The 15683-nt window shown below is 43.7% G+C and carries 10 protein-coding genes; all 10 read left to right on the top strand.

Features of this window, described 5'->3' with window-relative positions; translation table 11 throughout:
- Nucleotides 1–7: 7 nt before the first annotated feature.
- The 10 genes from BDE36_RS16625 to BDE36_RS16580 all read left to right on the top strand — a co-directional run bounded on the left by BDE36_RS16625 (nt 8) and on the right by BDE36_RS16580 (nt 15674).
- The gene (locus BDE36_RS16625; RefSeq protein WP_235904354.1) at nt 8–1474 is read left to right on the top strand and encodes a RagB/SusD family nutrient uptake outer membrane protein; all 1467 of its coding nucleotides are present in this window, start codon (nt 8–10) and stop codon (nt 1472–1474) included.
- Between the two features lie 29 nt (nt 1475–1503).
- The gene (locus BDE36_RS16620; RefSeq protein WP_244939624.1) at nt 1504–2679 is read left to right on the top strand and encodes a family 43 glycosylhydrolase; all 1176 of its coding nucleotides are present in this window, start codon (nt 1504–1506) and stop codon (nt 2677–2679) included.
- Entirely contained in the window at nt 2663–3826 is a 1164-nt protein-coding gene (locus BDE36_RS16615; protein WP_141815754.1) for a hypothetical protein, read from the top strand. The genes BDE36_RS16620 and BDE36_RS16615 overlap by 17 nt, the downstream gene beginning before the upstream one ends.
- Before the next feature lie 18 nt (nt 3827–3844).
- Nucleotides 3845–5380, top strand: a complete 1536-nt coding sequence (locus BDE36_RS16610) for a sulfatase family protein (protein ID WP_141815753.1) — start codon at nt 3845–3847, stop codon at nt 5378–5380.
- Nucleotides 5377–6351 (top strand): glycoside hydrolase family 43 protein, encoded by a 975-nt coding sequence (locus BDE36_RS16605; RefSeq protein ID WP_141815752.1) that lies wholly within the window; start codon nt 5377–5379, stop codon nt 6349–6351. The genes BDE36_RS16610 and BDE36_RS16605 overlap by 4 nt, the downstream gene beginning before the upstream one ends.
- Before the next feature lie 51 nt (nt 6352–6402).
- Nucleotides 6403–6672: a hypothetical protein gene (locus tag BDE36_RS16600; protein WP_141815751.1), complete on the top strand. Its 270-nt coding sequence runs from the start codon at nt 6403–6405 to the stop codon at nt 6670–6672.
- A 266-nt stretch (nt 6673–6938) separates the two neighbouring features.
- Nucleotides 6939–8300, top strand: a complete 1362-nt coding sequence (locus BDE36_RS16595; protein ID WP_141815750.1) for a family 43 glycosylhydrolase — start codon at nt 6939–6941, stop codon at nt 8298–8300.
- A 53-nt stretch (nt 8301–8353) separates the two neighbouring features.
- The gene (locus BDE36_RS16590) at nt 8354–9475 is read left to right on the top strand and encodes an alpha/beta hydrolase-fold protein (RefSeq protein WP_141815749.1); all 1122 of its coding nucleotides are present in this window, start codon (nt 8354–8356) and stop codon (nt 9473–9475) included.
- Between the two features lie 87 nt (nt 9476–9562).
- Nucleotides 9563–13705, top strand: coding sequence for a hybrid sensor histidine kinase/response regulator transcription factor (locus BDE36_RS16585; protein ID WP_141815748.1), 4143 nt, complete (start codon nt 9563–9565; stop codon nt 13703–13705).
- A gap of 181 nt (nt 13706–13886) precedes the next feature.
- A complete protein-coding gene (locus BDE36_RS16580) occupies nt 13887–15674 on the top strand; it encodes a family 43 glycosylhydrolase (protein WP_141815747.1) in 1788 nt (595 codons plus the stop codon).
- Nucleotides 15675–15683: the final 9 nt, after the last annotated feature.

Below are 15683 nucleotides of genomic sequence, written 5' to 3'. Positions count from 1 at the left end.
AATTAAAATGAAAAAGATAGTTAAATATATATTTTTATTGGGTATAGCTACAGGTTCTGCTTCGTGCGAGGAAATGCTGGACGTAACTCCTAATTCGGAGTTTGCACCAGGTAACGTACTAACTTCAGAGAATGGCATTAAAGCATTATTGTTCTCGGCCTATGCCGAAGAACAAACTCAGCAAAACAGCAGATTTCTTATCAACAACGCTGAAGTAAGTACCGACATAGGTTTCAATTCGGGTGGAGGCGAAAATGGACAATTGGTTCATATGATAAATTTCACCTGGGATGCAAGCCTGGGTACTTTTCAGGGAGACGTATGGGCTCCCGAATATCGTTGTATCCGCGATGCAAATGGTGTGATTGAAAATATCGACAACGTGGTCACGTCGGATGCAAATAAAAAGTTGTTCAAAGCAGAGGGCAGGGCATTAAGGGCAAACGCTTATATGAACCTGTATAATTATTTTGGTCCTGTTCCGCTAAGAACGTCGACCTTACAGGTGGGTGATTTCGCAAAAGCTACTGATGAAGAAATAAAAGCTTTTATAGAGGATGAGTTCAGGACCGCAATTCCGGATTTACCGCTTCCCGGACAGGAAGAGGCCTACGGCAGATACAATAAAGGCGTAGCTGGAGGCTTGCTAGCCAGATTTATGCTCAATACCAAGCAATGGCAGAAAGCGGCCGATGCCAGTAAAGCAGTGATAGATCTTAACTATTATACCTTATTCACGCCTTATAAAGACTTGTTCATGGTTGCGAATGAACAAAACAAAGAAATGATACTGGTAAAGCAATGCAAAAACGAGGTTGACTATGGTAACTGGTATATGGCTGGAGCCCTGCCTCCCGCTTATAAAAACTCTCCTCAGTTTCCACAATATACGTATCTGCCCACTATGTCGAACTTCGCAACGCAATACCGTTTAAGAACAGCCTTCGTGAATTCGTTTGCAGCCAACGATCTGAGAAAGTCATTGATTTTGACCAGCTATGTCAATAATGCAAATGCTACAGTGAATATTCAGGCTGGAGATAATGCCCGTTGTTTTAAATATTGGGATAATGCAACAATTGGAAATAACAGCGGAAATGATGTTCCGGTGCTGAGATATGCCGACATATTATTAATCAGAGCAGAAGCATTGAATGAGTTAAGTGCAGTTCCAACTACAGAGTGTTTTACACTTATAAACCAGGTAAGAACGAGGGCTGGGCTGCATGATTTAACGATAGCGACAACTCCAACTAAAGAAGCATTTAGGGATGCTGTTTTAGCAGAAAGAGGGTGGGAGTTCTATGGTGAAGGGCTGAGAAGAGAAGATTTGATCCGTCATGGTAAATTCCTTTCAAGTGCTATTGCCAGAGGGGTGTCTGCTGCATCTGCTACCACTGACAAGCTGCTTTTTCCTATACCTCAGACAGAAGTTTCGGCTAATAAGCTTCTTGTTCAGAATAACGGATATTAAAACTTACTTAAGTTACCAAATAAATATATATGATTAAAGAACTCAATTTTAAAAAATACACTCTCTTATGGATAATTATATCCATGTTTTCCTTCGCTTGTGCTCAAGTGAAGGAAAATCAAATGTACAGCAGCCCTCAAGCTCCGGTCGGGAATAAACGACTAACGGTTCCTTCGTCTGTAAAGCCTGTTTTAAATGAATGGATGAGAGATGCGTTTGTAATGCATGGGCCGGATGGTAACTATTATTTAACCGGCACTACTGCAGCTCATGGACGCCGGTTTCGTGACGAACCGCATTGTTGGGATTATAATGATGGCATCTATATGTGGACGTCGAAAGATTTAAAAAACTGGAGCCCACTGGGCTTAGTTTGGTCTTTCGATAAGGATGCCGCAGAGTGGCAAAAAAAGGGTAAGCCAATAAAACCAGGAGCTAAATCGGTGAATGGAGATTTACTGGACTCGGTCTACAGAGCGCTTTGGGCACCTGAATTGCACTATATTAAGAGCCGGAAAAAATGGATTATTGCCGCTTGTATGAACGGTGGTATGGGCTCGTTCATTTTAGAAAGTACTTCAGGCAAACCTGAAGGGCCCTATGTAAATATACCGGCTAACAAAAACGGCGCTATTTTTCCGGATATAGATTTAAGCGTTTTTGAGGATGAGGATAAGAGTGTTTATCTGGTAGGTCATAATCATCTGATTACGAAAATGAACGATGATTTAAGCGATATAGTTGAACCTTTCAAAGAGTTTAAAGAAACTCCATATAATCCGGAACCATACATCGAAGGCGTTTGGTTAGATAAGCATAACGGCAAGTATCAACTTCTGCAAACGGTATGGTCAGTTAAACAGCCTAACGGAACATATTCTTACATAGGGAATAAGGGAAACTCGAAAGATGTTCATAGTTATGATGTGGTGGTTTCGGAAGCGGATAATATCTATGGACCATATGGACCGCGATATCCGGCTATTTTAGAGGGAGGGCACAATAATCTGTTCAAAGATTCTAAAGGGGAATGGTGGTCGACCACTTTTTTCAACCCCAGAGGAGCCATGGGCAGGAGGTTTCCGGTTACCTGCAGAGTCGGTTTAGTTCCCGTGAAGTGGGTAGACGGCAAGTTAATGCCCGACTCAGAACGAGCCAGCCAGTTTTACAAAAATTTTAAAGCAAAAGATGAAATCATTAAATAAGTGCGTTTTTTTCCTGCTTGTATTTTCCATGCCGGCTCTTATTACAAAGGCGCAGGAAATTGGACTGAACTTTAATCATAATCCTGAAAACATAAGTTTAGAGTATGTTAAAAAAACCGGTGTTCACTGGATAAGAACGACTCCAAGAATACTGGATTATGTTGAAGGAAGGATGGATGCTAAATCCGACTCGGCTATTCAAAAAGTAGTTGAAGCGGGTAAACTGGGATATAAAATCGCATTTGGTTTCAGGTGGGATTTTAACAGAAGAAAACTGGCGTTGCCAGCTCCTGGCTCAAACCGGGAAGCGGAATATTTTAAAACGATGGATGAGATTCTAGATCGGGTTGGTCCGTATATCCAAATTTTCAAGTTAGGGAATGAGCCTAATTTAGAAACTATTGAGAGCGACCTTCAATATGACTCTCAGCATAAGGTGCCTTTGGTGGAGTTCAATAAAAGCCAGCTACAGCATGTGCTTCAATATTACAGGAAACATCCGCAGTGGAAAAAGCCACAAATTTATACCGGATCATTACCAGCATTATTTGAAACCAGCCAACAGGAGAAGCCCGGCGTTTTCGAACTGATAAAGTTTACGCAAAGCAACCCCGAAATAATGGGCCTGGCTATTCACCTTCATATTGCCGATACTCTGGAAATCCCTCAGGCACTGAAATTCGTAAGAAGCATTATGCCAGCTAAACCCATTATTGTACCTGAGTTCTCGTTATTCCGGTTATATAATAATCACCTTAAAGATGAAATCGGGTCAGGGAGTACCGGAAAGGCTTTTGTTTTAAAATTTAATTATCCTGACAATATTACTGTTAGCGAATGGCTTACTATGGTTAATGCCGGAAAGATTCCAGTGAGCCAGTTCCGGGAAATGTTTGACAGCCAGAGCTGGTATCCCCGGCATTACTTGAAAACCTACCAACGGTATTATAAGGAGTATGGTGTAGTACTGGCCACTTATCCGTTGTTTCAACAGGGGTATGCTAAAATCGTAACTCCAAAGTCTGAATCGTGGTTCTTGAACCCGATCTATTTAAACAAATCTTACGGAGTCAGTGAAAATGGCGAAGTTGAAAAAAATCCATTGAGTTTCTATGATTTTATGGATTGGGTTAAACACAAGAATTGATGCTGAAGATAAAATATCATGGTTAAAAAGCTTGTTCTATTGAATTTTACGATTGTCTTCGTCTTAGTGATTTCGTGTACTCAAAGGAAGGCTAAAATCAGCCAAAAGCCTAATATCGTGTTTATATATGTTGATGATCTTGGATATGGCGATGTAAGTTGCTACGGAGCAAAGTCGGTAATCACACCGAACGTTGATAAACTGGCAAGGAATGGGCTTCTTTTTACCGATGCCCATTGCTCGGCTTCCACTTGTACGCCGTCGAGATTTTCGCTGTTAACGGGAAGTTATGCTTTCAGAAATAACGCCGCCATTTTACCTGGTGACGCGCCGTTGATTATAAATACAGCACAGGAAACCTTGCCTGCTATGTTAAAAAAAGCGGGATATAAAACTGGTGTGGTTGGTAAATGGCATTTGGGCCTCGGGGATGGATCGCCGGATTGGAACGGAGATATTAAACCGGGACCTCTGGAGATTGGTTTTGACTATAGCTTTCTAATTCCTGCCACGCCAGACCGTGTACCAACTGTTTTTGTTGAAAACCATAAGGTTGTAAATCTTGATCCCTCTGATCCTATAATTGTAAATTACAATAAACGTATAGGTCCCGATCCCATTGGCCTGGAAGATGAAGAGTTAATGAAAATGAAAGCTGATAGTCAACACAGCGGTACAATCGTGAATGGCATCAGCCGGATAGGTTTCATGAGCGGCGGGCACAAAGCCTATTGGAAAGACGAAGAATTTCCGAATGTTTTGACTGTAAAGGCTAAAGAGTTTATAAGTCAAAATATGAGCCGGCCCTTTTTTCTCTATTTTGCTTTGCCAGATATACACGTACCCAGAGCGCCAAATCAAAAGTTTGCGGGCGCCACTAAAATGGGGCCAAGGGGAGATGTTATTGTACAGATGGATTGGATGGCGGGGGAGGTGATAAAAACGCTGAAAGAATTGAGAATTGACAAAAATACACTCATCATATTCAGCAGTGATAACGGTCCTGTTCTGGATGACGGTTATACAGATCAGGCTGTTACAAATCTTGGAACTCACCAACCTGCAGGCATTTTCAAAGGAGGTAAATATAGTGCTTATGAAGGAGGTTCAAGAGTACCAACAATTGCTTACTGGCCGGGTATAATAAAACCGGGTAAAAGTGATGCATTGATTAGCCAGGTTGATTTTTTTGCATCTCTCGCCAACTTAGTGGGCCAGGATATTGCCGGAAAATCTACTGCTCCTGATAGTTTTGATATGCTCTCCGTTTTATTAGGTGAATCTACGAAAGGCAGGGAAACTATGATTGAAGAGTCATTTACCATGTCTTTGCGTTCCGGCGATTGGAAATACATCGCACCTCAAACTAAGTCTACGCCTGACTGGCTTGCAAATAAGGACGTTGCTTCCGGCCTGCAAAACACTCCTCAATTATATAATTTGAAAAAAGATCCTAAAGAAAAGAATAATTTAGCGAACCATTATCCTGATAAAGTGAAGGAGATGGCCATTAAGTTAAACCAGTTGATTAAATCACCTACAACAAAGAAATGAAACCTATTATTATCAGTTGCATCATTTTGCTCACTGCTCTGCAACTAGCAGCTCAGGAGAATAGAGAAATATTTTTTGCCGACCCGACTATCTACGTTGAAGGCGGCAAATATTACATGACCGGGACGGGAGGAAATCATGGACGACCGGGGTTTAATGTTCTTGAGTCTACAGATTTGAAGTCGTGGGCTCCGCCTGCAGGGGCAACAGACTCGGTATACATGATACTGAACAAGGGTGATGCGGCTTATGGGACCAGGGGATTCTGGGCGCCACAGATACTCAGGGAAAGGGATACTTATTACCTGGCATATACCGCTAATGAACAAACAGTATTAGCTCAGTCAAAGTCGGTATTGGGGCCTTACCGTCAAAAGAATATCACTCCAATTGACGGTTCAGTCAAGAATATTGACCCTTTCATTTTCAGAGACGACGACGGCAAGTATTATTTATACCATGTTCGTTTTAATAACGGCAATTACTTGTGGGTGGCGGAGTTTGATCTGAAGACGGGCAAGCTCAAACCTGAAACCTTAAAGAGGTGTTTTGGCCAGACTGAAGCCTGGGAGGCTACTCCAAATTATAAATCGGCACCAATTATGGAAGGCCCTACGGTTGTCAAACTACAAGGTAAATACTATCTGTTTTATTCAGCCAACCATTTTGAAAATATAGACTATTCTGTTGGTTATGCGGTTTCTGATACGCCTTATGGCCCCTGGGTAAAGCAAAGGAATAGTCCGATCATTCATCGGTCCTTACTGGGTGAAAATGGTTCCGGTCATGGAGATCTGTTTGAAGGACTAGACGGGCAATTGTATTATGTATACCATGTTCACTTTGACCGTGGACGGGTAAGCCCAAGGAGGACACGTATCGTTCCGATCGTAAAACAATGGGATGCCGAGGCTGGCCTTTATAAGTTCAGTGTGAAAGCACCTGAGGTTATTGTGCCTGTACTTAAATGACAGGACGGTATGTCCGCTTCATGTCCCGATATGGATGGTTTATCAAATTAATTGGTTCTTCTGACTATTTATGAGAAGATTAAGGAAATCGCAATCCAGAAAGCCACCGGCTTCGGAGTTCATGTGATCTCCATTTTTATCAGGCAGGCGCTGTTCATTGGTTTCGGACTGGCTTATTCCAGGCAGTTCTTTGGAAACCAGATCATCCCTTTTATCGATTTTGACTGGCGGCCTGATCGCTGGTGGCATGTATACGGTCAGTTTCCGGTAAAGCCCAGGATAGAATATTCGCTGTTTCAGATCATTCTCCATGGACTGTAATTACCGTGCCGTTAGGGACAAAGCCAGATCCTGTTATGAAAGCAGACAGCCGAAGCTGGTTTGTTGAGTTTGCTGTGTCGTACAACCTATCTGCCAGGTAGACGACCGATTCTCCGATTGACATTTGTGCTATGATATTTACCATTCATGCCATCCTTACTCGCGTTTGTTTGCGATCTTGCCGTCAGTTTTAAACCGATTATTAAGAAGTTGCCCGAAAGACTGACCTTCTAAAGCCAATGCTTTCTGGCTAACAATACATTCTTATGCTTAAGAAAAGTTTCTTCCTTGTTTCGCAATTGGTGATGGTATTTGTTTGTAAAAGCCTTTTTGCTCAGAATCCCTTCATCACAGGGCAGTATACTGCTGATCCATCTGCCAGGGTCTTTGGCGACAGTGTATATGTTTATCCGTCTCATGATATTCCGGTAGTGCCTGGTAAGGGCCGCCCCGGTTGGTTCTGTATGGAAGACTACCATGTGTTTTCTTCCGGAAATCTTAGGGAATGGACAGATCACGGGGTGATCATCACGCAGAACAAGGTGCCATGGGTGAAGCCTGACAGCTACAACATGTGGGCTCCCGACTGCATTTTCAGAAATGGGAAATACTATTTTTATTTCCCTGCCACTCCCGCTGATACAAGCGGGGGAAAGGGGTTCGCTATTGGAGTGGCTGTGGCCGACAAACCGACAGGCCCTTTTGTTCCCCAGCCTTCTCCGATAAAAAATGTGAAAGGAATAGACCCGAATGTGTTTATTGACAATGACGGACAGGCTTATTTGTACTGGTCGCAGGGGCATATATTCGGCGCAAAGCTGAAAGATAACATGCTTGAACTGGCATCTGAACCTTTTATCCTTCTGAATCTTCCTGAAAAAGGATTGAAGGAAGGTCCTTATTTATTTGAACGTAGGGGGAGCTATTACTTAACCTATCCCCATGTTGAAAATAAGATAGAACGCCTTGAATATGCTGTAGGCGATAATCCATTAGGACCCTTTAAAAAGACAGGCGTGATTATGGACGAATCTCCAACAGGTTGCTGGACCAACCATCATTCTATCATTAAATTCCGGAATCAATGGTATCTGTTTTATCATCATAATGATTACTCCCCGAAATTCGACAAGAACAGGTCGGTGAGGCTGGATAGTCTGTTCTTTAATGAAGACGGAACTATCAGAAAAGTAATACCCACTTTGAGAGGCGTAGGCCTGACGCCTGCATTACAGAAAATACAGATCGACCGTTATAGTAAAATAAGTGACAGGGGCATTTCCATTGCGTTTATTGACACAGCCGATCGTTTTAAAGGATGGAAAACAAGGTTTAATTCTGCAGATGCATGGCTGCAGTATAACCGTGTAGATTTTGGGAGTAAAGCACCCGGATCGGTAAGCGTGCTGGCTTCTTCGAAAACTTCAGGGATTCTTGAGATACGGCTGAACTCATTGTCCGGGCCGGTGATCGCCGAGGTGGAAGTTCCTGTTACTGCTTCATGGAAAGTGGTCAATGCGAAGCTGTCAAAAAGGTATACAGGGCAAAAAGACCTGTTCGTGGTAATGAAAGGTGAGGGCGATGTAGAAGTCGACTGGCTATGCTTCGAAAAAGAGGGCTCGTATTAATTTACTCTTTATTGTAAACATTAACCGATATAGAAACTCTAATAAAAACAGTAATGAACTTAAAAAGTATTACCATTGCTTTGGCAGTTGCACTAGTGTGCGGATTCTCTTATGCTCAAACCAGCACTGAGGGGGTTAAGGAAGATTTCAAACCATCGCCCCTGAATCAACCGGGACAAGAATATCCCCAGGTGAACTCACAAGGTTATGCCCGGTTCCGGATTAAAGCACCTCAGGCAGATAGTATCAGGGTGAGCCTTGGCCTTGGCGGTCAGGGAGGAACCCGGCTCAGTAAAGGCTCAGACGGATTTTTCACAGGTACAACTTCAGGTCCTATGGATGAAGGCTTTCATTATTATCATCTGACGATTGATGGAGGCGTGTTTAATGATCCGGGAGCTCTTAATTTTTTCGGTTCCCTGCGCTGGGAAAGCGGGATTGAAATACCAGCCAGGGACCAGGACTTTTATGCGCTTAAAGATGTTCCTCATGGGAATGTGCAACAGGTTCTCTTTCCTTCCAAAAGCACCAATATGCAACGAAGGGCATTCGTGTACACTCCTCCGGGTTATGGAAAAAGCACAAAAAAATATCCTGTGTTATACCTGCAACATGGCTGGGGTGAGGATGAGACCGCCTGGAGCAACCAGGGGCGCGCGAATCTTATCATGGACAACCTCATTGCGGAGGGCAGAACCAAGCCTTTTATCATTGTTATGACTTATGGTATGACGAACGACACCAGATGGGGAGGTATAAGAGACTTTAAAATCGACGCTTTTCAAACTGTGCTGACAGAAGAGCTAATACCTTATATCGATGCTAATTTCCAAACCATCGCCAACAGGAATAACCGGGCTATGGCAGGGCTTTCAATGGGTGGTATGGAAACGCATAGCATTACACTTAACAAACCCGATATTTTTGGTTATTATGCCCTGCTAAGTGGCGGCACATTTAATCCGGATGAATTGAAAGATAAAGTGAAGCCACATTTGATCTTCCTGAGCTGCGGAAGTAAAGAGCGCCCGGACGGTGTAAAGAAAGCGGTGTCATCTTTGAAAGAAGCAGGTTATAACGCAGTTTCATATGTATCGGAAAATACAGCGCACGAATTTCTAACCTGGCGGCGAAGCCTGAAGGAACTGGCTCCTTTGTTGTTTCGACAAAATTGATGCTTAAAAAATTACCTGCGTTTATTCCTTTTTTATGTGAGGATGATTAAATTTAGCGAAACTACTAATTATTGAAAAGACCTCTACATGAATAGGAACATACCTTTAAAAAAAGCCGGCCTATACGTTCTGTGTTTTATTTTTTCGTTTCAGCTGACAGGAAAGGAGCCGGATCTTAACTTTACTACCTTTACTTCCAGGGACGGTTTGTCTTCGAATACTGTCAATTCAGTGCTTGAGGATCATTTCGGTTTTTTGTGGATTGCCACCGAAGATGGACTGAACCGCTTTGACGGTACTTCTTTTAAAGTTTACAGGCATATCAGTGGCCAGGAGGCTTCATTACCTGTAAATCATGTTACTTCTCTTTTTGAAGATTCAGACGGCTCGTTATGGGTGGCAACGAATGGAGGAGCGGTGAGCATTTACGACAGGAATAAAGATGAGTTTGTAAATCTTACCGCATACAATCCTTCGGTTGTGAACATGGCCGCCACTTCCATTTCTGAGGACCACCTCGGAAATATCTGGATAGGTTCTTATAACGGGCTTTTTGTAGTGAACCGCGCAACCCGAAAGGTTATCCGCATTTACAGGGAGGGGAAGTCGAAAGGCGATTTACACACAAATATTATTATTGCGCTATTCAGAGACTCAAGGAAGAACATGTGGATCGGAACAAATGCCGGCCTCTATCGTCACGATAAAAGTACGGGTAAATTTACGCGCGTGCTGAATTCTATGGCTGAGCCAGGATATATTTTGTCGTTAACTGAAGATAAAAAAGGGCATATCATTGCCGGGACCATGAGAGGCCTGTATGTGTTAAGTTTTGCAGGAAAACAAGTAATGACACTCAATCAGGGAAGTGGCTCTTCAAATATCAGCAGTGAGATAGTATATGCTGTTAAAACGGCTAAAGATGGTTTGGTATGGCTGGGTACCGAAGATGGATTAAATGTTGTAAATATTGATAGTGGTTTTGTTTATAGGTACCGGGCTGACCGGCGAAACAGAAGCAGTTTGAGGTCTAAGTCAATTCGTTCCATTTGCTTTGATGCAAACGGAATTGGATGGATCGGGACGTTTCAGGGAGGGGTAAGCAAATACGATCAGAACTATACCAGCTTTAAAGCAGTGGAGAGCAATCCCTTCGATGTGAACGGACTTAGTGCACCTGTAGTAACCTCCTTCGCCGAGTACCGGGGAAAGGGTGTGTTTGTAGGGACCGACGGTGGAGGGGTTGATTTATTTCATCCAAACAGCGGACTTTTTACTCATTATCAGGTTGCCGCAGGTGTTGCCGGGAGCAATAAACGGTTGTCGGTTCTTGCCCTGGAGATGACAAAAGATAACAAGTTATGGGTGGGGACTTTCCTTGACGGGGTATATATTGTTGATGTTAAAACAGGCAGCAGTACTCACCTGGTTAAAGGCGGGGGCCCGTCTAACCTGAATTTCAGCGATATCTTCTGCATCCGTGAAGACAGAAGAGGCAATGTCTGGATAGGCACCAACGGCGGTGGGATAAATCTCTATAACCCGTCAACCGGACTGATTGAAAAGTTGCTGCATAATCCGGCTAAACCGGGGGATCGTAATCATCTTTCTCATCTGGTTATCAGGGCGCTGGAAGAGGACAGTAACGGCAATATGTGGATCGGTACTTTTGGCGGGGGTATTTCTGTGAGGAACCCCAGGACCCGCCGGTTTACGTTCTATTCCAAGGAAAAGAACGGGCTTCCTAACAATTATATTATCACAATCAAGGAAGACAGCAAAGGGAATATTTGGGTTGGCACCAACGGTGGAGGACTTAGTTTACTTGACAGGAAAAGTGGTCGTTTTGTAACATACTCCGAAAAAGACGGACTTGTTAACGACGGCGTTCAGACGATTGTTGAGGACAAGGATGGCAAGATCTGGCTGAGCACTAATAAAGGGATAAGCAGCTTTGATCCCTTAACCAGGAAATTTAAAAATTACTCGCACCATAACGGGCTTCAAAACAGTCCTTTTGTGCTCGGAGCCGGCCTTTGTATGTCTGACGGAACCTTGTTCTTTGGAGGACAGGAGGGGTTTAATTATTTTGATCCTTCGGTACTGCGGATGAATCGCAATGTTCCTCCTGTGGTACTTACCAATCTAAGGGTAAATAATTCTAATGTTATTCCTTCTGACGACGGCCCATTGAAGCAATCGATATTAATTGCAAAGGAGATCGATCTAAGGTATAAGGACAATTTCTCAATCACCTTTGTCGCATTAAATTATACGATATCAGAGCAAAATCAGTATGAGTACCGTCTTAAAGGTGTTGATAAGGACTGGATACAGGCTGGAAAAGAGCATACTGCGTATTATACCAACCTGGATCCGGGGGAGTATATATTTGAGGTAAGGGCAAGTAATAACGACGGTATATGGAATAAAAAGGGCCGCTCGGTCATCATCAATGTCTCTCCTCCGTTTTGGCGTACTATCTACGCTTACATCTTTTATGCTCTCAGCGTAATCGGTACCATTTTCTGGATCAGGTATCGTGGAATAAAAAAACTGGAAATGAAGTTTGCCCTCGAAAAGGAGCGGATAGAAGCAAGGCAGTTAATTGAACAGGAGCGCCGTCAGGCTGAGCACCTTCATCAGATGGATCTGATGAAAATTAAGTTTCTTACGAATCTTAGTCATGAGTTCAGGACACCGCTATCCCTCATCGTCGGGCCGGTAGAGGCGTTGATTGAAAAAATAAGCGAACCGGCATTTTCTAGCCAGTTAAGTTTAATCAGACGTAATGGACGTCGCTTGATGAACCTTGTGAATCAATTGCTTGACTTCAGAAAAATGGAAGAACAGGAATTAAAGCTTCATCTTGCCGCTGGAGATATCATCTCTTTTTCAAGGGATATTGCCGACTCGTTTTGTGATGTAGCGGCGAGAAAGAATATCAGTTTTAAATTTTCTGCAGATATTACGAATGCGTTCGTGCTTTTTGATCACGACAAGATTGAAAGGATCCTTTTTAATTTACTTTCAAATGCGTTCAAATTCACACAGGAGGGAGGCGAGATACTTGTTGAAATTATTGCCCGTGAAGAAGAGAGCTCTGAAGGAGTGCTTGTGCTTGATATCATTGTTTCGGATTCGGGTATAGGTATTCCCGCCGAGGCGCAAAGAAAACTCTTTAACCGCTTTTTTCAACATGACCCGGGTCCCCTGGTACTTAATCAGGGCACTGGTATTGGCCTTTCGATTGTAAAGGAGTTTACCAAAATGCATGGCGGGTCTGTAGACGTACAAAGTGAGCAGAGAAAAGGCAGCAGTTTTGTTGTGTCCATTCCTTTTGCTTTACCCGAAACCGGGGTGGACGGAATTGAGGAACGGCACTGCCGTGAGGCTGCAATACCGGCAGAAACAGGAGGTACTATTCCAAACCAGCAGAACAGGATGCCGGACGGCGCTTCTGTGCTCATCGTGGAGGACGATGATGACTTCAGATTTTACATTAAAGATAATTTGAAGTTATCATACAGGATATATGAAGCCACTAATGGAAAGGAAGGATGGCAGCGCGCGCTGGCGCATCATCCGGATATTATAGTTTGTGATGTTAATATGCCTGTTATGAGCGGCATTGAGCTTAGCCGCAAGTTGAAAGCCGACAAAAGAACGTCGCATATTCCGCTGATCTTGCTGACGGCCTCGACTCTCGAAGATGAGCAGATAAAGGGGCTGGAATCGGGGGCTAATGATTACATGACGAAACCGTTTAACTTTGCGGTCCTGAATGTTAAACTGAAGAACCTGTTGATGCTCAATCAAACGTTGAAAGATACTTATGTGAAACAGGTTAAGGTGTTGCCGCCCGCTGTTGAGATCCAGTCGGAAAATGAAAAACTGATTAACAAGGTCCTGGTTTACATTGAAGAGAATCTGAATAATCCTCAACTTTCGGTAGAGGGCATGGCACGGAGTCTTTTAATGAGCAGGGCATCACTTTATAATAAGATCACCGAAATCACGGGGATGAGTCCGGTTGAATTTATCAGGTCGGCAAAGCTCGACCGGGCCATTATTCTTTTGGAACAAAGTGATCTCACTATTGCGCAGATAGCTTATCAGGTTGGCTTTTCTACTCCTAATTATTTTGCAAGGGCGTTTAAGGCAAAGTACAATATCGTTCCTTCAGAGTATCTGGCAAAGAAAAGAAAATTACAGCCCACGGAATACTAAGGCTGGTTGTATTTACACTTGTAATGCGCCGGTGGAAGGCGGAAATGTGAGCGACTTTAAACATTATAACCTATTTTTTAGACAAGTCTGCCATACCGGCTTAGCTTTTCCTTATAATTTCGGCTTCGGATGGTTAAGTTGAATCTCTCTTAGAGGGTCGCTTGCCTGAAATAACTAACGAATGAATATAAAGCTACGGGCGATTCAAGCCGGATCTCTTTTTTTTGTATCAGTAATAACTGGCGTGCTGCCTGCAAACGCCCAAAACCCCATTGTTCAAACCATCTATACCGCTGATCCTGCACCACTGGTATATAAGGATACCTTGTTTTTATATACAGGTCATGATGAAGACAAATCCACATGGTTTGTGATGAAAGACTGGCATGCGTATTCGACAACGGATATGGTTAATTGGACAGACCGGGGCAGTCCGCTGTCGCTTGACACTTTTAAATGGGCAGAAAAAGATGCCTGGGCAGGGCAATGTATTGAGCGTAACGGGAAGTTCTACTGGTACATTTGTGCAAAAGATAAGATTTCCAATGGTATGGCGATTGGGGTGGCGGTATCCGATAAGCCTGCAGGTCCGTTTAAGGATGCACTTGGAAAACCTCTTGTTTCCGGAGGATGGGGATATATCGATCCAACGGTGTTCATCGATGACGATGGTCAGGCTTATTTATACTGGGGAAACCCCCATCTGTACTATGTGAAGCTCAACGGTGATATGGTTTCATACGATCAGGGGACTGGAATCGTGAAAGTTCCGCTGACCGAAGAGGGGTTTAAGCTGCGGATATTAAACGCTCATAAAACTTTTGCCTGGGCAAAATCAATTGATGGCCTTGCGTCTCATAGTGTTAAGAGCAAGACAAATGACAAGTATTACTGGTATGTAAGTGCAACCGATAAGAACACAGGGAGGAAGGTGATCGGCGTTGGCATCGGTGAAAAAGCCATCGGTCCCTTTACTGATGCCCTGGGAAAGCCTCTGATTACTGATCATTGCGGAGAGGGGAATATCAATCCCACGGTTATCCGGGATGATACTGAACAACCCTGGCTCACCTGGGGATCATCGGAACTGTGGTATGCAAAGCTAAACAGCGATATGACTTCGTACGATCCTGGTCAGGGACCGGCGCAGATTCCGGATGATAAAAAGGAATGGTTCAGCCGCAGGATCGCCGGGACGGTAAACAGCACCGAAAAAAGGTTCACTACCTACGAAGAAGGTCCATGGATCTATAAACGAAATAAGCTCTATTACCTGTTTTATCCGGCAGGAGGAGTCCCTGAGCACCTGGCTTATTCTACCAGTAAAAGCCTCGCAAGCCCACAGTGGGTATACGGCGATACGGTAATGGCTGTTATCAAAAAGGGAGGTGCTTTTACCAATCACCCCGGGGTGATTGATTATAAGGGCAAGACTTATCTGTTTTATCATAACGGCGCTTTGCCGGGAGGGGGCGGCTTTAACCGCTCAGTGTGTGTGGACGAGCTGAAATTTAATGAAGATGGCTCTGTTGCAGAGGTTGTGCCAACGCCAGGGCTGGAACAACCGGTGGGTTCCCCCGACCCTTTTAAAAGGGTAGAGGCTGAAACAATTGCCTGGGAAGAGGGTACTGAAACTGCAAAAGATCCCGCTAAAGGCATGTATGTGACGGATATACATAACGGAGATTACATTAAGGTGCGGAGTGTCGACTTCCGCCGCGGAGCAAAGTTATTTGAAGCCGGAGTGACCGCAATTTCCGGAGGAAAAATAGAGATAAGGCTGGACAGCGTTACAGGAAAGATTGCAGGTATTTGTGATGTTAAAAGTACCGCCGGGCCGAAAAGCTGGAAAACTGTGACTTCACGGGTCACGGGACTCAGCGGTGTACACGATGTTTATTTCGTTTTTAAAGGTGGCGAGGGAGAGTTGTTTAATTTCGATTGGTGGAGGTTTGCTTCACTCAAATAAATAGGTGAA

The sequence above is a fragment of the Arcticibacter tournemirensis genome (genome assembly GCF_006716645.1).
GTDB lineage: Bacteria > Bacteroidota > Bacteroidia > Sphingobacteriales > Sphingobacteriaceae > Arcticibacter > Arcticibacter tournemirensis.
This window is presented reverse-complemented; position numbering and strand designations above follow the sequence as displayed.

Coding starts and splice junctions, on each gene's coding strand:
- BDE36_RS16615 (WP_141815754.1), top strand. CDS start 2,663: ATGAAATCATTAAATAAGTGCGTTTTTTTCCTGCTTGTATTTTCCATG.
- BDE36_RS16585 (WP_141815748.1), top strand. CDS start 9,563: ATGAATAGGAACATACCTTTAAAAAAAGCCGGCCTATACGTTCTGTGT.
- BDE36_RS16595 (WP_141815750.1), top strand. CDS start 6,939: ATGCTTAAGAAAAGTTTCTTCCTTGTTTCGCAATTGGTGATGGTATTT.
- BDE36_RS16620 (WP_244939624.1), top strand. CDS start 1,504: ATGATTAAAGAACTCAATTTTAAAAAATACACTCTCTTATGGATAATT.
- BDE36_RS16610 (WP_141815753.1), top strand. CDS start 3,845: ATGGTTAAAAAGCTTGTTCTATTGAATTTTACGATTGTCTTCGTCTTA.
- BDE36_RS16590 (WP_141815749.1), top strand. CDS start 8,354: ATGAACTTAAAAAGTATTACCATTGCTTTGGCAGTTGCACTAGTGTGC.
- BDE36_RS16625 (WP_235904354.1), top strand. CDS start 8: ATGAAAAAGATAGTTAAATATATATTTTTATTGGGTATAGCTACAGGT.
- BDE36_RS16580 (WP_141815747.1), top strand. CDS start 13,887: ATGAATATAAAGCTACGGGCGATTCAAGCCGGATCTCTTTTTTTTGTA.
- BDE36_RS16605 (WP_141815752.1), top strand. CDS start 5,377: ATGAAACCTATTATTATCAGTTGCATCATTTTGCTCACTGCTCTGCAA.